Annotated in this window: 17 protein-coding genes; 5 read left to right on the forward strand and 12 right to left on the reverse strand. The window is 43.4% G+C overall.

Annotated elements, in window-relative coordinates; all coding sequences use genetic code 11:
* Positions 1-142 precede the first annotated feature (142 nt).
* Complete coding sequence (locus JMY05_RS03360; protein WP_227678089.1) at positions 143-1678, forward strand: aldehyde dehydrogenase family protein; 1536 nt, start codon at positions 143-145, stop codon at positions 1676-1678.
* 185 nt (positions 1679-1863) lie between these two features.
* Positions 1864-2475, forward strand: coding sequence for a TetR/AcrR family transcriptional regulator (locus JMY05_RS03365; protein WP_201614165.1), 612 nt, complete (start codon positions 1864-1866; stop codon positions 2473-2475).
* A 193-nt stretch (positions 2476-2668) separates the two neighbouring features.
* On the opposite strand, the gene JMY05_RS03370 is transcribed toward JMY05_RS03365, so the two are convergent.
* From JMY05_RS03370 to JMY05_RS03415, 10 genes are all read right to left on the reverse strand, one after another.
* On the reverse strand, positions 2669-3322 hold the full coding sequence (locus tag JMY05_RS03370) for a DsbA family protein (RefSeq protein ID WP_045445634.1): 654 nt from the start codon (positions 3320-3322) through the stop codon (positions 2669-2671).
* A gap of 200 nt (positions 3323-3522) precedes the next feature.
* The gene (locus tag JMY05_RS03375; protein ID WP_201614166.1) at positions 3523-4077 is read right to left on the reverse strand and encodes a carboxymuconolactone decarboxylase family protein; all 555 of its coding nucleotides are present in this window, start codon (positions 4075-4077) and stop codon (positions 3523-3525) included.
* Positions 4078-4316: 239 nt separating this feature from the next.
* Complete coding sequence (locus tag JMY05_RS03380) at positions 4317-5126, reverse strand: sterol desaturase family protein (protein WP_045446270.1); 810 nt, start codon at positions 5124-5126, stop codon at positions 4317-4319.
* A gap of 24 nt (positions 5127-5150) precedes the next feature.
* Positions 5151-5786: a CDP-alcohol phosphatidyltransferase family protein gene (locus tag JMY05_RS03385; protein ID WP_201614168.1), complete on the reverse strand. Its 636-nt coding sequence runs from the start codon at positions 5784-5786 to the stop codon at positions 5151-5153.
* Between the two features lie 64 nt (positions 5787-5850).
* Entirely contained in the window at positions 5851-6507 is a 657-nt protein-coding gene (locus tag JMY05_RS03390; protein ID WP_201614169.1) for an ATP-binding cassette domain-containing protein, read from the reverse strand.
* 99 nt (positions 6508-6606) lie between these two features.
* Positions 6607-8394, reverse strand: a complete 1788-nt coding sequence (locus JMY05_RS03395) for an ABC transporter permease (RefSeq protein ID WP_227678090.1) — start codon at positions 8392-8394, stop codon at positions 6607-6609.
* Positions 8391-9710, reverse strand: coding sequence for an ABC transporter substrate-binding protein (locus tag JMY05_RS03400; RefSeq protein ID WP_201614170.1), 1320 nt, complete (start codon positions 9708-9710; stop codon positions 8391-8393). The genes JMY05_RS03395 and JMY05_RS03400 overlap by 4 nt, the downstream gene beginning before the upstream one ends.
* Positions 9711-9761: 51 nt before the next feature.
* Positions 9762-11948, reverse strand: a complete 2187-nt coding sequence (locus JMY05_RS03405) for an FAD-dependent oxidoreductase (protein WP_045446273.1) — start codon at positions 11946-11948, stop codon at positions 9762-9764.
* 260 nt (positions 11949-12208) lie between these two features.
* Complete coding sequence (locus tag JMY05_RS03410; RefSeq protein WP_055125000.1) at positions 12209-12613, reverse strand: hypothetical protein; 405 nt, start codon at positions 12611-12613, stop codon at positions 12209-12211.
* A gap of 377 nt (positions 12614-12990) precedes the next feature.
* Positions 12991-13524, reverse strand: a complete 534-nt coding sequence (locus JMY05_RS03415) for a DUF2058 domain-containing protein (protein WP_045446279.1) — start codon at positions 13522-13524, stop codon at positions 12991-12993.
* Between the two features lie 36 nt (positions 13525-13560).
* Between JMY05_RS03415 and JMY05_RS03420 the strand changes: the two genes are divergently transcribed.
* The 3 genes from JMY05_RS03420 to JMY05_RS03430 all read left to right on the forward strand — a co-directional run bounded on the left by JMY05_RS03420 (position 13561) and on the right by JMY05_RS03430 (position 15477).
* Positions 13561-13758, forward strand: a complete 198-nt coding sequence (locus JMY05_RS03420) for a hypothetical protein (protein WP_045446282.1) — start codon at positions 13561-13563, stop codon at positions 13756-13758.
* A 62-nt stretch (positions 13759-13820) separates the two neighbouring features.
* Complete coding sequence (locus JMY05_RS03425; RefSeq protein ID WP_045446285.1) at positions 13821-14684, forward strand: universal stress protein; 864 nt, start codon at positions 13821-13823, stop codon at positions 14682-14684.
* A gap of 124 nt (positions 14685-14808) precedes the next feature.
* Positions 14809-15477, forward strand: coding sequence for a cupin domain-containing protein (locus JMY05_RS03430; RefSeq protein WP_045446288.1), 669 nt, complete (start codon positions 14809-14811; stop codon positions 15475-15477).
* A gap of 194 nt (positions 15478-15671) precedes the next feature.
* On the opposite strand, the gene JMY05_RS03435 is transcribed toward JMY05_RS03430, so the two are convergent.
* Positions 15672-16415 carry a siderophore-interacting protein gene (locus JMY05_RS03435; protein WP_045446292.1) on the reverse strand — a complete coding sequence of 248 codons (744 nt, stop codon included), beginning with the start codon at positions 16413-16415 and terminating at the stop codon, positions 15672-15674.
* 105 nt (positions 16416-16520) lie between these two features.
* A complete protein-coding gene (locus tag JMY05_RS03440; RefSeq protein ID WP_227678091.1) occupies positions 16521-18749 on the reverse strand; it encodes a TonB-dependent siderophore receptor in 2229 nt (742 codons plus the stop codon).
* Between the last annotated feature and the right edge of the window lie 310 nt (positions 18750-19059).

A 19059-nucleotide genomic window follows, 5' to 3' on the forward strand; every position in this document is an offset into this window, starting at 1 on the left:
ATAATGTGCCAAATAATAGGTTTATTCTTTAGTTAGATAAACCGATTATTTAACCAATGATTGACAGAGACACTTATAAATACAGTTAAAGACAATAGGTATAACAACAATTATATCAAACCATATAAGGTGATTGACCATCATGGAAATGACGAATGCTAACATTTTAACGAGAGAAAGCGCCATCCAAACGGTTCAAGATGAAGTGATGTTAAATGCAGCCTATATAGATGGCAAATGGATGACTATTGAAGCGCCTGCTACCGATACTGCTGATGCTGATAGCTATGATTCGAATCATGATTCAAGTTATGACTTATATGATTCAAATTCGGGAACAATCATCGCTACCACTCGATTGTGCACCAAGACACAGGTAGAAATGGCAGTCAATGCGGCTTCTGCGGCGTACCCATCTTGGTCGCAAACCGCCGTAAGCGAGCGCGCATCGTATCTCAATGCCATTGCCGAGACGATGGAGCAGCAGTTTGACAAATTGGTGGGATTGTCTGTATTAAATAATGGTAAGCCCATTGAAGAGGCAAAAATAGACGTGAGCGATGCCATTGCCTGCTATCGCTATTATGCCAATCTCATCACAGAACAAGCGACTTGGTCGGAGGTATCCACCAGCGAGTCAGGCATACGTTTGCTAAAAACGTATGCGCCTGTTGGTATTTGCGCCCTCATTGTCCCGTGGAATTTTCCAATGGTGACCACTGCTTGGAAGTTAGCCCCTGCATTGGCTGCAGGCTGTACGGTGCTATTAAAGCCCTCCGAGGTGACATTATTGCCAGAGTTGATGCTAGGCAATATATTGTCTGCTATTAAACTACCGAAAGGAGTCGTTAATATTTTATCGGGTGCGGCCGAAGTGGGCGCTGCCATGACCTGCCATCCATTAATCGACAAAATTTCTTTTACTGGTAGCAACGCCGTTGGTGAAAAGGTAATGAGCCAAGCGGCAAAAGGTATCAAAGATATCAGTCTAGAGCTGGGCGGTAAGTCAGCCATCGTCGTATGTGCAGATGCTGATATCGACCATGCTTGTGATTTAATCATCGGTGGCATATTTACCAATGCTGGTCAGATCTGTTCAGCCACCTCAAGACTGCTCGTTCATGAAAGCATTGCTCAGTCGTTGTTCGATACATTAAAAGTTAAGACAGAAAATTTGCAAATGGGTGATGGCTTTGACACTGACACGCAAATGGGCCCAATGGTTAGTGAGCAGCAGCTGAATCAAGTAAAAAAATATTTCGACATTGCTGCTGCCGAAAACCTGACTTGTCTCACAGGTGGTGAGGTCTTAAATCGGCAAGGGTATTTTGCGATGCCGACGATTTATACCAATGTTCCAGTGACCAGTCAGTTATGGACAGAAGAGGTTTTTGGGCCGGTCTTAGTGAGTCAAACGTTTACCGACCATGCAGAGGCGATTGCTTTAGCCAATGATAGCCAGTTTGCTTTGGCCGCGAGCATTGTCAGCGCTGATGAAACGGCGGCCGTAGAGATGGCGCTACAGATTCAAGCAGGTCACATCTGGATCAATGAGCAACAAATTGTACTGCCAGAGTCAGGGTGGGGCGGGTTTAAGCAAAGCGGTATCGGTCGTGAGCTGGGTGTAGATGGCTTGTCTGCGTATCAAAAAAGCAAGCATGTACTATTGAGTCATTAAACGTTGGGCGCTTTCATATCTTATTTAGCCATTAATATTGCTACCAATGGCTAAATAAGATATTTGCTTTGTAAACTAACTTTACTGGACTAAGAATGCCATTCGATATAAAATTGAGCAATCATTCAAATTTTATCGCTGTGCTTATTTTTATATGAGATTACAGCTTTTGGGATGGAAAAACTATGTCACGTACCGCACTTTATAACCGTCAGGATGCCTTAGAACGCGCGTTACAGCTTTTTTGGCAAAAAGGCTTTCATGCTACTTCGTTAAAAGACATAGAAGAGGCGCTCGATATGCGTCCAGGAAGCATTTATGCTGCGTTTGGCAGTAAAGATGGATTATTTCAAGAAGCGTTAGACTACTATGCTCGCCTAGGTTTGAGTGAGCTTGAGCGGGTAATGGGCGCTTATCAATCGCCGCTGTTGGGGTTAGCCGCTTTCGTGCGTCAGCTGGGCGGTATTCGTGATAAAGGGCTGCCGAGTCAGGCTTGCATGCTGGTCAAAAGCTTACTGGAGCTTGGTGCTCGTGAGCAGACAGCGCTACAAAAAGTTGAAATGCTGCTGGCAGGTATGGAGCTGCGTTTTATAAATTACTTTACCGAAGCACAGCGGCTGGGTGAGCTTGACACTGAGCTCGAGGCAACTAGGCTTGGACGACGACTACAGGCGGAAATCATGGGGCTGCGTGCTTTTGCGCAGCGTGATGTCGAGAGCGCAGCGGTGCAAGCGTTGGCTGAAGATATGGCGCTCTCTATAGAAGCGCTGCGTATTGATAAGCCTGTTGGCGTGTAGTTCATGTTGACTATTTGCAAATAAGCACTGCTAAAGGGTTATTGCCGATTAAGTAAGGCTGATTGCTAAGATATTTTTGGTATAAAAAAAAGGGTTTTAGAGTTACTGTATAGTCTCGGGCTATACAGAAACTCTAAAACCCTTAGCTTTTCTAAAACCCTTAGTCTTGAAAACTCAACCATCAATAGATGATTTAGTCTGGCATGTCAGCCAACTGCTGCAATATGCTTTTATAATTCTCAACACCTTGAGCACCGCTAATTAAATGACGCTCATTGAAAACCATAGAAGGCACACTTTGAATGCCTTGTTGCTGCCAATGCTGCTTTTCTTTTTCTACCGCTGCAGCAAATCGCTGATCTTTTAAGATCGCCAGTGCTTCGCTACGATCCAGTCCGATTTCTGCTGCCACATCTGCAAGTACGGTACTGTCAGCTACATTCTTATTATCAACGAAGTGCGCAATGAACAATGCTTGTTTTAGATCGTGCATACGTCCTTGCTGATCAACCCAATACAGCAACTGATGCGCATTAAAAGTATTGTAAGTACGAAAGTCATCGGTAAACTGAAAATTAAATCCAGCTTCAGCACCTGCTTCGGTCATTCTAGCTCGGTTCTCTTGAACGTCCTCAGCAGTCGTACCGTACTTCTCCATGATATGCTCACGATAGTTTCGTCCTTCGTGCGGCGTATTAGGATTTAACTCAAATGGATGCCAGTGAATCTCGTGCGGAGTGTTGGTTTGTTTTAATGCCTCGGCTAGTTGACTATAGCCGATAGCGCACCAAGGGCAGACCACGTCTGACACGATATCTATTCGTAATGGCTTTTTTAAATCACTCATAGTGGCTCCTTATTGTATGCTTAGATAAATGGTCTTCTTATATACTGTACTTACTTGTATATGACGTTTTCTTATAGGCCTTATACAATTAGTCAGCTTCAATTAGTCAGCTTCAATTAGTCAGCTTCAATTAGTCAGCTTCAATTAGTCAGCTTCAATTAGTCAGCTTCAATTAGACAGCTTCAATTAGACAGCTTCAATTAGACAGCTTTATGCCATTCAAACTTTTCGAAAGGCTTGTCGATTGGCGTGTTGGCCAAATGGTTGGTGTAGTTGCTCATCACTTTTTGAGCCGCTGCAAGAACCACTTCCAAAATCTGACGTTTAGTAAAGCCTGCATCTAAGAACGCTTGCACTGCGTCATCATTTACATTACCACGATCACGAACGACTGATAGCGTAAAGTCGCGTAATGCTTCTAGTTTTGCAGTTGGTAGAGGTGTCTCATTACGTAATGCTTCAGTAATGGCGTCATCCACTTTCATACTTTTTGCGATACCAGTATGAGCGGGTACACAGTAATGGCACTCATGTTCGACGTTGATGGTTTGCCATACGACCGTGACTTCCTCATCATCGAAACTGCTGTCTAAAAACAGTTGATGTAGCTGTTGGTAGCCTTCGAGCAAGCCAGGCGCTTCAGCCATGACGGCATGTAGATTAGGTACCATGCCAAACGCTTTGATAGAAACGTCAAGTAAGTCTTTGCTTGCTGCTGGGGCTGTGTCTTTGTCGTGTAGGGTAAATTCAGTCATGTGAAAGTCCTTAGGATAATTATTAGTGAATTGTTGTAAAAGTAAGTGTGTAGAAGCGACTTGAGAACCTATTATATAGTTGAGTGAGTACTCAATTTAATAAGTGAGATTTTTGTGAGTCGCTTAACAACTGCAGCCACTATAATCCATTTTGAGCAATCGTTCAAATAATACTTGAGTGAATACTCAAGTTGTTTGTAAATTTCGTTTACATTCAAAGCTAGGCGGCATCACGACAGTTATTTGTTTTTCTTAACCAAGTCATTGCGAAATGGCATGGTTAACAATCCCCATAGCGAGGCATTTTGTTTGGCTGCTGGGTATTCTTTTAGTCCAATATCTAGCTCATTATCAGACTGCTTTGCTTCACCCTTATAACTACCAAAAATCCAATCCCACCAGATGACACTAAAACCATAATTTGAGTTGGTCTCACTAACGCGTTGGCTATGGTGAATACGGTGCAAAATCTGCGTCATCAATATTAAGCGTAGCGGTTTTTCAAGCGCAGGTGGCAGGCGAATATTGGCATGGTTAAATATCGCTAAGCCATTTAACGCAATCTCAAATATCAATACGGCGATGGCAGGAACACCCAATAAGCTGACGGCAACGAGCTTTACTAGAATGCTTAAAACGATTTCAATGGGATGAAATCTAAGTCCTGTACTGGCATCGACATGTGCATCAGCGTGATGGACTTTATGTAAACGCCATAGAATAGGTACGCGGTGAAATAATCGATGCTGCCAGTAAATGATGATGTCGAGCAATATCAAGCTTAGTATGACGACGACGATGCTTGGCAAATTGATGATATTAAATAGACCAATCCCATGCTGCTGATTATAAAGCGCTACAGCCGTTAGACCGACAGGCACCGCTAGACGAGCAATAACTGACGAGATAAAAACCAAGCCAAAGTTAGCGAACCAGCGTTTGCTGCTTTTGATCGGTGCTTGACGTGCAGGCATGCGCCATTCTATCAGCATCATAATCACCAAAATGCTTAAAAAGAACCCAAGCCGCCACCATACTTCGTTAGTCATTAGCTGCCTCTTAACTTATTCTATTTATATACTGTTTTTATCTATTTCTAGCTGCTTAAGGGTATGGTAGCCGCCATGGATACGGGTAAAAATCGTAATCGCGCAGGCAGTGGCAAAAATGCTGGCGAGTAATACAAAGTGCTGTGGCCACAGGCAAAAAGCGACAAACAGCGCAATGGTTTCGGTGCCTTCCGTCAAACCATTTAAATAATAAAAGCTTTTATATTTAAACTGTGGTTTATCCAGTGTAAACTTTTCGGCAGCAATGGCAAACGCTAAAAAGCTAGAGCCTGTGCCAATAAAGGTCGCGAGTAATAAAGCGCCAGCAATGGCATTCTGTTCAGGATTTGCCAAGATAAAACCCAGCGGGATGGCGGCATAAAATAAAAAGTCGAGCGTAATATCTAAATAGCCGCCTGCGCTTGAGCTTTGCTTTGCGTGGCGCGCAAGCGCGCCATCAAGGCCATCAAAAATACGATTTAATGCAATGGCTACGAGTGCGCCATACCAAAGCTCAAATGCAATTAATGGCAAAGCTAACATGCCGATGAAAAAACCCATCACCGTGAGTTGATCAGCCGTAATGCCGCGTTTATGCAAGACAACGACGACAGGGCTTAGTATCGGCTTAATCATGGGCGTAATAAATTTGTCTAGCATGCGCTTGCCTTTTGGATTTCGCTTTGACGTTTAAGATTTTATATATAAAACGATAACTCTAAAACTACAGTTCTAAATGAATGATTTTACCGTTTGCGGCCTCGGCATCGCTATAATCGTGGGTGACCATGATGGCGGGGAGCTTATGAGTGCGGATTTGCTCAAACACCAGTTGCCGCGTATCTACTCGAAGTTGGGTATCAAGCTTGCTAAAAGGCTCATCGAGTAGTATCGCTTTTGGTGCGCTGAGCAAAGTTCGCAGCAGCGCCACGCGTGCTTGTTGTCCGCCTGATAAATTATCGGGATGGCGATTTTCCATACCTGCTAGACCAACTTGTTCAAGTGCCTGCTCTATTTTTTCACGGCGCTGTTTTTTATTGAGCTTCTCAGCGCTATTTTTATTGTCTTGAGGCATCGCAAAAGCAATATTACCTGCGACCGATAAATGCGAAAACAGTAGGGCATCTTGATACAATACCCCAATATGACGCAAGTGCGTCGGCAAATGACTTACATTTTTATCATTTAACCAAACCTCACCAGTAGCGGTGAAACCATTTGGCAATATACCTGTGAGCCAGTTCAACAAGCTCGATTTACCACTGCCAGATGGGCCCATGACAGTCAATATTTCACCACCAGTAATCTGCTCATCTAGGCTCAGCAATAGCTCGCCTTGTCGATATAACTGCAAGTTTTTTATCTGTAAAGAGGATTGCATCAAGAGCCCTTTATCTGCGTTTTTATAGTGAGTTGTTTTTCAAAATCAGTGCTATTTAGAGTCAGTGCTCTTCAAAACGAATGTATTTCAAAAAACGTTTTAACGGCTGCTATTTTTACCACTTTTAAAGAAGTACTTTGGCAATATCCACGCCAATATAAACCCAATTAACGGTAGCACCATTTGGATGATGGCATACACCGCACTGGTGCGCCTACTGGCACCATTGGCAAGGGTTACGGCTTCTGTGGTAATGGTGGCGATACGTCCGCCGCCTGCTAATAATGTCGGCAAATATTGACCGAAGCTAATCGCCAAACCAAGAGCGATAGCAATTAACAGTGGCGCAAACAGTTGTGGTAATTTCACCTGCAAAAATACTTTGGCTGGCGTCGCACCAAGGCTTGCCGCTACATGAGCAAAACGAGGGTCTAGACGTCGATAACTGCTAGCAAGCGATAAAAATACATAGGGCAGCACAAAGAGCAGATGGGTAAATGCCACATTAAAAAACGCCGTTTGGTTATTTACCAATTGTTGTAGCCACACCAAACCAAATAAAAAAGCAATACTGGGCACTAACAACGGCAAATAGATAATGAAACTGGTAAATTTTGAAAGCAATTTTTTACTTAATTGCTCAGCTTCCAAACATAATAAAGTCAGCACAATGGCAAATACGGTACTCACGATACCGATTGTAATGGTATTAAATAACGGCGTACTCATTTGCGTAAAAGCACTTTGAAAATGTAATAACACCAACTGCTCTGGCAATACGGCGGGAAAGCGCCAAAAACCAGCCACTGACCACATGACCAGACCAATGAGCGCCAACAATATAAAACCAATCACCACAGTGGTCAACGCAGCGGTGATTTTTTGCCATAGTGCATCGGCATAGTTGCGCTTGCCATTGACCAACGTACCATTAAAACAAGTTTTAAGGATTCTCTCAGCGCCTAGCCACAAGGCGATTAAACCACCCGTCAACGCCAATTGTAATAACGCGCCTGCCGAGGCTTTTATACGTAAGTTTAAATCTACATCGTTAAACCATTGCATGATAGTGACCGCCAGCGTTGGCGGTGTATTTGGACCAAGTATCAATGGCATCTCTACGCTGGCACTGGCATAGGCCAGCACGGCTAAGATAGGCAAACGTAAAAAAGGATAGAGAATTGGGAGGACGGCTTTAAAAAAGGCAGTGATGGGATAATATCCGAGATTTAGCGCAACTTTATATTGCTGACGTAATTTTTTACCAAGCTCAGGTTGTGCCAAAGCGCCTAATGCCATGAGTAGTAAAAACGGCAGCTCTTTTAAGGTTAAACCCAAAATGATACTGATGCCGTAGGGGTCATGTGGAAATATACCATCTGGAGCCAATTCCCAGCCACTTAGCCATGGTGATATAAGGCGTGAAAACATACCAGAAGGCGCAATTAAAAAACCAACTGCAATGGCTGCTGCTGCATGAGGAATGACCAAGATTGGACTAAGCAAACGCTCAATACGAGTCAGCCAAACGCTATTAAAAAAAGCCGCCAAAATCATTAAGGTCATGACAAAAGCGAGTAACGTACTTATCAATCCAGTAGCGATACTTAAAGCGACCATTTGAGTAAGACCAGGCGTCTGCCAAAGATCATGAAAGCCTTGTAGACTAACAGTCGTTTGCTCAAGTGCAGGCACCCAGCTAAAGGCAGGTAACAGCACGCACACCAAACCACCGAGTACCGGTAATATCAGTAGCAGCAGTAAAAATATCGGACTCAAGGAGACGATACGCGTAAATAGATCTGTTTTATCAGGCGCGGTTATGCCAGTAATTGTTGCAGAATGGACTTTTTCTTTTGCCGTTTTATTATTAGTATTTTTACTCATGGGCTGACCCCATAACGCGCTTGCCAGCCTTGCATAATGGCATCAACCCAGCTTGGATGTGGTTCACTCACAGTACGTTTGATGCTATCAAAGGGCAGGGAGCTAGGGTGTGGTTTATTGTCTTTGAATAGCGCTTGTTGTTCAGGATTGAGCGTAGAGGGAACGAGTACGGTTTTATCACCCCATATATCAGGGGTTTGCTTTTTGGCTTGTGCTTCTGGGCTCAGCAAAAAGTTTGCCACTAGCTGTGCGGCTTGCGGATGGCTGGCGTTATAAGGAATGGCCACAAAATGGGTGTTGCTTAAGCTGCCATCACTCATTGCATAGCTACGAATACTCTCGGGTAAATCATAACGTTGCACGGCTGCTGGCACTTCAGGTGCAGAAAAAGTAAAGGCCAAGCTCAGCTCGGTATCATCGACCAAACGCCGCATGTGCGCGCCCGTTTGCACAAATTGCTCACCCTTACGCCATAGAGTGGGATGCAAGTCATCTAAAAATGCCCATAAAGGGGCTAATACCATTTCTGTATTTTGCTCAGTGGCTGGCAGGTTTAGCTGTGCCTTGATGTTTTTGCCTGTCTTAGCATCATTTTGCTCGTGCAGCATGACTAAGGCGTATTTTAAAAAGCTCATGCCTAAAAAGTCAGGCGGCTTTGGATAGCTAAAACGCCCAGAATTTTGCGCGGTCCAATTGACTAGCTCATTCAGGGTCTTTGGTGGCTTGTCAGTTGATAAACTGTCGTAATAAAAGGTCAGCGAGGCTTGACCCCATGGTGCTTCCATGCCGTTGGTCGGTACACCAAAATCAAAGTTAACGGCAGGATTATTCTCTGGATCAGTCAAGGGAAAGTTAGGCAGCTTGTTCGCCCATTGTTTCAGTAATAATGAATTCTCACTCATGGTGGCAAAGTTTGCGCCATTTATCCAGATGAGATCAACGCTGCCTTTATCGTTGTTATTGGCAGATTTTTCTGCAAGTACACGGCTAACGGCTTCACTGGTGTCGCTCAATTTCACATGAACTAAATTAATATTATATTTATCATCGACTTGTTCGGCTGCCCACTGTAGATAGGCGTTGATCTGTGGATCACCGCCCCATGCATAAAAGTAGACGTCTTGATTGCTACCTTGCGCCTCTATTTGCTGCCAAGATGATAAATTTTGATTAAGGTTACCAGTAGTGGGTGAGGCAGTGCTTGCTGATATGCTTGAAGAAATAACTGCACAAACGCTAAGCGCTATAGCATAGGCGCTACAGCGGCTTAGGTTTTTTAACGTGGTCAAAGCGGGCGGAGATTTGATAACGTACATTTAAGTTTCCGTTATGATGATATATTTTTAGCGCAGTGAATAAAAAACCAGCTAACCTCGACGCCATGTATGGTATTTCTCAAGCCAGTTTAATACCGTTTCGGGCGCATGATTACGTTTCCATTCACCAGCAGCGTACTTATTCCCCTCTGCCCATGTTGGATACATATGGATAGTGCCAAGTATTTTATTCAGCCCTAAGCCATGCTTCATCGCCAGTATAAATTCTGGCATTAAATCCCCAGCATGCTCAGCGACGATGGTCACGCCAAGTATTTTATCTTTGCCTTTAGGCGTAATGACTTTGATAAAACCATGATTGGCACTTTCCGTCACCGCGCGATCTAAATCTTTAAAGTCGTAGCGGGTAATCTCAAAATCGATACCTTTTTCGATAGCTTCTTGCTCATTTAAGCCCACGCGTGCGACTTCTGGATCGATAAAGGTTGTCCACGGAATCACGCGGTAATCTACTTTAAACTTCTTTAGATGTCCAAATAAACCGTTTACGGCAGCGTACCATGCCTGATGGGAAGCCACATGAGTAAATTGATAAGGGCCGACGACATCACCTGCGGCGTATATATTGGGGTAGAGAGTTTCTAAATAGTCATCCGTATCGATGGTACGTTCCGTTTCGATGCCCAAATCTTCAAGACCATAACCTTCTAAGCGAGCACTACGTCCAACGGCACAAAGCAATTCGTCATATTCAATCGCGATTTCTTGCTTGTTTTGACGGTCTTGCTTAACGGTACTGCTGCCTTCCGCTTCAACGATAATGAACTTTTTACCATCGCGCACTTCACAACGAATCGCTTGATGCGAGGTTAAGACATTTACGCCGCTCTCAACGAGGACTTTCTGTGCAAATTCAGAGACTTCCACGTCTTCTTTTTTCATAAGACGCGCGCCTCTTTCGATCTGGGTCACATCGGAGCCTAAGCGGGCAAAGGCTTGCGCCAGCTCAGAGCCGATTGGCCCGCCGCCAAGGACCACCAGCTTTTTCGGTGCTGCTTCTAATTCGGTAAATTTATTCCATATAGTATCGCTAGTCACATAACCCGTTTCTTCCAAACCCGGCAAGTCTGGGATAAATGGGCGCGCACCAGTAGCGATAACGATGGAACGCGCAGTTAGTGTTTGCGTGCCGCCATCGTTTAGCGCAATTTCTACTGTCCACGGGTCGATGAATTTGGCATAACCTTTTAACACTTCAACACCCAAGTCTGTATAGCGCTCGACGCTGTCATTTGGGGCGATGTCAGCGATGACTTTATGGATGCGGGTCATGACGTTCTTAAATGAAAACTCTGGTGGGGTGTTTTCCAAGCCATAACGCTCACCATTGCGCATTTGTTCTGCGACTTTTGCGCTTTTAATCAGGGCTTTACTGGGTACACAGCCATAGTTTAAACAGTCGCCACCCATTTCACCCGCTTCGATTAAGGTCACTTTTGCTCGGACGGTCGCCGCGATATAGCTAGTGACTAGCCCGCCAGCACCTGCGCCAATCACGATCATGTTCCGATCGAATTTTTTAGGTTTGCTATAGTTTTTATAGACGCGGCGTTTTTTTAGCATATTTAATATGCCTTTTGCTATTAATGGGAAGAAACCTAACAACGCAAATGAGACAATTAAATTAAACGATAAAATTCCTGACAAACTGTCAATTTGCGCCAATTGCGTACCAGCATTAACGAATACAAAAGTACCCGCGAGCATACCGATTTGGCTTACCCAGTAGAATGTCCTTGCTTTAATCGCAGTGACACCCATCAATAAATTAATCAAAAAGAAAGGAAATATTGGCACTAAGCGTAGGGTAAATAAGTAAAACCCGCCTTCTTTTTCAACGCCAGCATCAATGGCTGCTAAGCGCTCAGGAAAGCGCTGCTTAATCGTATCACGCAGTAAATAACGTGAGGTTAAAAAGGCGAGTGTTGCGCCAATACTGGAGGCAAATGAGGCGACCAATAAGCCTTGCCATAAACCAAATAATGCACCAGCTGCCAAGGTTAAAATAGCGGCACCTGGTAAGGATAGGGCGGTGACAACGATATAAAGTAAAAAGAACCCACCGATAATCAATAATGGTGATTGCGCTTTGTAGTCGTTAAATTGCGCCATCGACCCTTTTAAGCCGTCAAGCGTCAGTAATTGATTGAGGTCAAAGTAGAAAAAGCTTGCTGCTAATATTAATATTAACAGTATTAACAATATTCTTTTAATCATAAAATATCCGTCTAAGTAGTCGAGCGAAGGCTAAAGTCATCGTCATTCTTTTATGATTAAGAACCTTGACCATGTTAGTGGTAATGACAAGTTAGTGGTAACGATAATTGCGTTAAGTTTTTTGCATGGTTTGTGCATTTATATACAATAAAACAGCTAACTCAGTAGTCTTCATAGTATAGAGCTTGAGTTTCGGAGGCTAGTATTTATATTTTTGCATGTTCAACCCAGCCCAATCTAACGATAAATATGACTGATGTTTAAGCTAAAGAAACTTTTTTGCCCAAGGTTAATGTATCCCAATCTCTCATTAAGAAAAGCGCCAAACACGCAGCCAACATCGGCCATGCTGCAAAGAACAACAAGTTATCAAAAGGCTTGAGATATAAGCCAAAGGTTGAGAACGTCGAAATCGCATGAAGTAGCAAGATGATGCCGTAAGTCCAAGTTTTGAATAATCCTGTGACAAACAACAGAATGAGGATGAATTGAGCCGCGCCAATGACATAAAACACGGTGTCGCCTATACTTTCAAAACCATAAAAACTAGAAAAAACGCCTGCGGCATGATCAGGATTAATAAGCTTATCTAAAGTCCAGACTAAAAAAACAATGAAAATACCCAGTCGAAGCAATAACAGTGAAAGAGGCAGATGTTTTGGCATAAGTTATTTCTTCTTAATAAGCGTTAAAAGTGAGTGCAAAAGAGTTTGGCAAGTCTAATCAATGAAATATATGGCAATGACTACTATTGTCAGGCAGTAAGCATGAATAAAGTGTTTATTTTGAGTGATTACTCAAAATTAGACAAAATATTACCGCTCAGTAAGTCAATAAACCGCATTGTAGTTGTTATTGAATGGTTGTTCAAGTTCGTAGCCTCAAGCATGCTACCGTTCCAGAGTATCGTTACGTTTTTCAACCAAAGCAGCAATGCTGGGTTAAAGGTGGTCGCTTTTCGTACAATAAAAAGCCCTTCATGGACTGATACAGTCCATGAAAGGCTTTTCGCTTACATCATAATTATGATGAAATTAAGCGGTTACCACATCAAATCATCTGGAATCACATAGGCGGCATAAGGATCATCTTCTGCCAGTAATTCTTCTGATGTATCGTTAGACACGACCATGAAGCCTTCCATTTTTGCATCGATGCGATCTGCCAACGGACGAGGAAGGAGTGCATAGCCTTCTTCTAAGCGTGCAATCACCACATGACCGGCGACGATTTGCTCATATAGTTTTTGAGTGACAAAGATTTTTTTAACCTTAGAATTATCGACAAATTGATAATTGACATCGCCATTGGTATCGGCAATCTGATGCTGCTTAATCATTTGGACGATATTAGCCTTGAGCATCTTCTCTTCTAAAATACGTTGTTTTTCTTGATTGAGCTTTTGATCTTTCTCTAGTTTTTTCGCTTGGGCTTCTGCCAACGCTTTTTTCGCTTCCATGCTTTCTGAGTCACCAGTACGCTTGGCATGCTGAGTCTGCTTGCTGATTTTCTTGGCTTTTTTGCTATCCACCAATCCCGCTTTTAATAACTGAGCCTGTAGGGCATTTTTTGCCATAATTCCATCACCTAGATAAGGATACTTAAATCATAAATGCTAAAAAACCATTGTAGCAAAATTCGCTACGGCATGTTGTTAGACGATGACAAGACTTTTTTAATTACGGTAGAAGTGGGCACACATCGCTGGCTGAAGCCGTTTAAATTGGTTATTATCAAGGCAATGGATATGCTTTTTTTGCCGCTATGTTCTTTGGTAACCATGTTCTTTGGTAACTATGTTTTTCGGTGACCATATTTATAGTGGGTATAGAAAGCTGTATAGGATTAAATCGTTAAATTTAAGGATGGAATATGACAACATCACAGCACATTTTAGCCTGTATAGACGGCTCGGCAGTGACTGAATCGGTTTGTGACTATGCAGCATGGTATGCCAGAAAGTTAAATTTACCCGTAGCATTGTTGCATGTGAGTGAGGTTCCAGCCTCCACCAGACGCGATTTGTCAGGCGCAATAGGAGTCAATAGCCGCCAGTTTTTATTGGAGGAATTGACACAGTTAGACGAGCAAAGAGCGAAGGTGGTGAACAGTTATAGCAATGCTTTGGTGCAAGATGCAAAAAGCCATATTCAAGGTAACTTTACTCAGGTCGGTATTCGTATCTATCAACGTCGCGGCAAGCTGTTACCTGCCATTGAGCATTTTAAAGCAGAAAATCGTGCCATCGTCATGGGACGCCGAGGTGAAGATCACAAAAGCAGCCGTATTAATATCGGTAGCCAAATCGAAACCGTTGCCCGCGCATCTGACGTTCCTATATTGATTTGCTCAGAGACGTTCAAAGAACCCAGCTCATACATGATAGCTTTTGATGGTAGCAAAACCGCTATTAAAGCAGCATGGATGGTTGCGAGGAGTCCTGTGCTAAAAGGATTACAAGGTCATATCGTCATGATAGGCAATCATAACGACGCGTCAAAACAAAGTTTAAGCGCCGCAGCGGCACAATTGGAGGACGCAGGTTTTAGCGTCGCGGCACATCATTTATTTGCCTCCGATGCCGTCGACGGCTTGTTAAGGTTTCAGGTAGAAAACCACATTGATATGATGGTGGTGGGTGCTTACGGGCATTCGAAATTGCAACAATTATTTCTTGGTAGTACCACGACAGAAATTATCGCCAGCACGCTATCTCCTGTGATTTTAGTACGTTGAAAACTCGGTAAGGTTTATAATAGCGAGGTGCAATCATTGCGCCTTTAGCTGTCGATAACGTTCAATAATCATATCTGACGTTTGCTAAAGGATCATCTCATCATACTATTTTTGGACATGGTTTATGCTTATTCATGCAGACTTTACTCGCCGCGCTGCCCTTATACCTGAGCAACACCAGTGGATTAAGTCACCACAAAATGGGGTAGAGCGCGTGATGCTTGACCGTGTGGGTGCAGAAAAAGCACGTGCCACTAGCCTTGTACGCTATGCGCCCAATTCTTATTTTCCGCATCATCTACATCCGGGTGGTGAAGAGATTTTAGTATTGTCAGGTACTTTTTCTGCAGATGACAAACATTACCCAGCAGGTTGGTATTTGCGCAATCCACCGACCTCAGGACACAAGCCTTATAGTGATGAAGGCGCAGTGATTTTCGTCAAGCTACGTCAAATGCCAGCTGATGAACCTCATTATGTGGCTATCGATACTAAAGATAAGGCTCATTGGCAACAGCAGGGCAGCCGTGATGTTTGTCCTCTATTCTCAGGTAATAATGAGCAAGTGAGTTTGCAGCGTATCAAGGCAGGCGAGTTACTGTTTAATGAGGCAGTCTATGGCGGTGCAGAAATACTGGTGTTAGCAGGCGAGTTGATAGATGATGGTCAAGTTTATCAGCGCGGCGGCTGGATACGTCTGCCAGCAGGTGAGCATGCGCAAATACAGGCAGGATCTGAAGGAGCTACATTGTATCTCAAGACAGGTCATTTAATGCAAGTGATAGGGTTGTAAGGAGTAGTGATCACAGTTTATGAGCAACTCACCAGCTGCTCATATTCTACAATGTCACTATATTTTGTCACCATACTTTTATTTAGCCAATAGAAGTATATAAGTAGTAGGGTAATGATTAGTAACACAAAATTTATCAATCATTACTCAAACCGCTTTCAAAACAGTTCAAAAATACAAAACGTCATTGCTTATCATTCTATGCTTTGGGCATCCTCTCGTTTGACAATTTTATGCTGGTCTTCTGTGCTATCGACTTTCCAATAGCTAGATATGTACAAATGCGTTTTGGGTATTGGGCGATCTACCTTAAAATAATGGCGTAGGGCGCGCATACTATGGAACTCGCAAGCTACCCAAACAGCAGGTTGTCCTGTTAGCCACGTAAGCGTTTTAACGCGATCTAGCAAGGGGCTAGTTTCTGCATTTGGATGCGCGTTTATCACCCAATGAATGTCAAGGTTGTCTGGCTTTTCGAGTAGTTGCTTATCTGCTTCAGTGGTAATCTCAAGGACTGCATAGCCGTGTGCGTCAGCAGGTAGCTGGGCAAGATTGACGGTAATCGCCGGCAGCGCTGTCATATCACCGATCAATAAAAACCAGTCAGCCTCATTGTTAATCAGCTTCTTTGGTCCAGGGCCGCCTACCAATATTTGCTCGCCCACTTGAGCGTTACGTGCCCATGCTGAAGAAGGGCCTTCTGTCTCATGCAACGCAAAATCGACATCTATCTCATTATCTCGTTGAACGCTGACGGTATAGGTACGCATCAATGGTCGAGCCTCATCGCCTTGAGGGAATATCAGCTTAATGTACGCGCTTTCTTGATCTGCCGGAAAATCAGTTAGTCCAGCACCGCCAAGCGTGACACGGCACATATGTGGCGTGAGGTATTTACTGCCAATCACATCTAGCATTCTTGGGGTAGGTTTTCCCATATTAATACTTTCCTTCATTTAACTATTTGATAGTTTAGGTCATCATTTGAGATGATACCACTCTATAAGATTGATATTCTCTAGTAATCGTAAGTTCTACATTGCCTAAAAATTGGCTTTTAGGCTGACGGACATTTGGCGCTCAGGTCCCATCCAGCAATTGTTAATATCATAACAAGCGCCGACGTAGGTTTTATCAAAAAGATTGTTGATACTGGCACCGACAGTGAGCATCGGATTGATTTGATAATTACCGCCCATGTCTACCAACGTCACGTTTGGTAATTCGTCTGAGTTTTGCTTATCAAGTTGCATACCGCCTTCATAGCGTACGCCAGCATTGAGACTGAGCTTGTCAGTAGCATAATAATCTGCCCACAATGTTGCCTTGTGCTTAGCCGTTTGCGCAGGGGTATTGCCAACCACATCAGGGTTAAATTCATCTTCTGTAATTTCAGCATCGGTATAGCTATAACTGGCGGCAATATCTACCCAGTCGTTAAGCATGTGGCTGCCTGAAACTTCAAAGCCTTTGGAGGTGATTTCACCCGTTTGAACTTTTTGTTGATAATTAGATGGGTTTGTCACTATGACATTTTTTTGAGTGATATCAAATACCGCAAGCGTGCCTTGTGTGGCGCGATTGGCAGAGAGATATTTGACACCAGCCTCTAGCTGATCGGCAGTCGTTGGCTTAAATGGCGCATTGGTAATAAAGTTACTACCGACCACTGGCTGAAACGACTGCGAGTAGCTTGCATAAGGCGATAGTCCATTATCAAAGTCGTAAATGGCTGCGAGACGACCACTGGTTTCTGACGCATCGTTGTTAATTGTTTTTTTATTATAAATGACGCCTTTAGTAGCTTCGGTTTGCTCAGTACTACTGTCAAAATTATCGTGACGTAAGCCTGCTACCACTGTCAAATCTTGCCATTTCATCTCATCTTGTACATAAAAACCAAGTTGGCTTTGCTCGATATCTTCATTTTGACGATAAGCCTCTAAAGGCAACGTATCGGCATTGATTTGCGAAAAATCTGGATTGGATAAGTCAAGATTTGGTGTGCCATCTGCCCCAGCATCATAATAAATGGCAGTACTGTCTGTCTCTTGATACTCAATACCAAATAATAAATTGTGCGAGGTATTGGTAGTATCTAGCTGATAAGCAAGCTGGTTGTCCGTGGTCCAGTTGCTCATGCTCTCATCGGTGGTGTAGGCCACGCGATTTAGTATCTTATCACTACCACTTACAAACCCGCTGTTGTACATATTACGCTGCTGCGCGTCGGCGTCGGTATAGCGCAGAATGTGCTTGAACGTCAACTTATCATTGATGTCCCAGTTTATGGTAACACTTGGCATAAATACTTCTTTACTAAACTTATTCCATTCATCGCCTGCATAGGCATCACTGCCCAGTTTGCCATAGCTGGCATGGTAGACAGTGCCAAAGGCAGGCAGTGGGGTGGAAGGTACCATTTTCGGATCATCTTGATAAAACAGATTGGCAAGAACGGACACATCTTCTGTCGGTTGCCATTCCAGTGACGGATTGATCAGGGTGCGCTCTTCTTCTGTGGTCTGCATCTGCCCGTCTTTTTGTCGTTTTAACGCCACCAGTCGATAATTGAGCGTGTCTGAGATAGGTCCTGTCGTATCGACCGCCACTTCTTTTAGGTTTTGATTACCCACTCGCAACTGTACCTCAGATGCTTGAGTGCTTTTTGGGGTTTTGGCGACTTGATTGACCATGCCACCTGGAGATGCATAGCCATAGAGTGAGGATGCTGGCCCTTTGACCACTTCCACTGCTTCTGTTGCGTAGATATCGACTTGCGGCATCAGATTCCAAGCCCCATCGTAGGGCAGTCTTAATCCATCGTAAAAATTGGAGTAAGTTTTAAAACCGCGAATATTGTATTCATCAAAGATGGACACCGTACCGCGACTCTCAGTGCTCACCCCTGGCTCATAACGTAACGCTGAATTGACACTGTCTGCTTGACGTTTTTGTAACAGCGCTTGATCGATTCTCGTATAGCTCATGGGCGCATCATTAGGATCTAACGCTGTTTTGGTGCCCGTACTACGATAGTTGTCGGCATAGACAGTAATGGTATCCAAGGTGGTCGATGGTGTCACGGTCTCATTATTATTAACATCATTATCAACATCACTATCAACGTCGTTCTCAACACTATTTTCGATGTTATTCGGCATTGTCTCAGCATAAGCTGCATGGCTCAAACCCATTGCCAATCCCAGTTGCACCGCGAGAGTTAAACGTTTTTGACGAATGGATGTAGACGTTGAGATAAAACGCATCATATTTCCTTGTAAGTTATCAAATGCCGAAAGCGAAAGAAAAGGAATAATAACATTAATGATTATCATTATCATTAAAAATTTACAAACAAAGCGTTCTTAGTAAGATGTCGAGTGAAGTAGCCTCATTTTTAGCCATTAAGATGATTATGATGCAAACATGAAAATTGAAGAGACGCTCTAATATGACGATAATTTTTGGCTATAAGTAATGGTGTTTACAAGGCTTTTCTCGTATGATGCAGCCGTCTATTTGGAATCAACTTTTAGATCAACAGGCAGACAGGATTTATTACTACTATTAATAGGTCTA

Source organism: Psychrobacter sp. JCM 18902, assembly GCF_904846615.1.
GTDB lineage: Bacteria > Pseudomonadota > Gammaproteobacteria > Pseudomonadales > Moraxellaceae > Psychrobacter.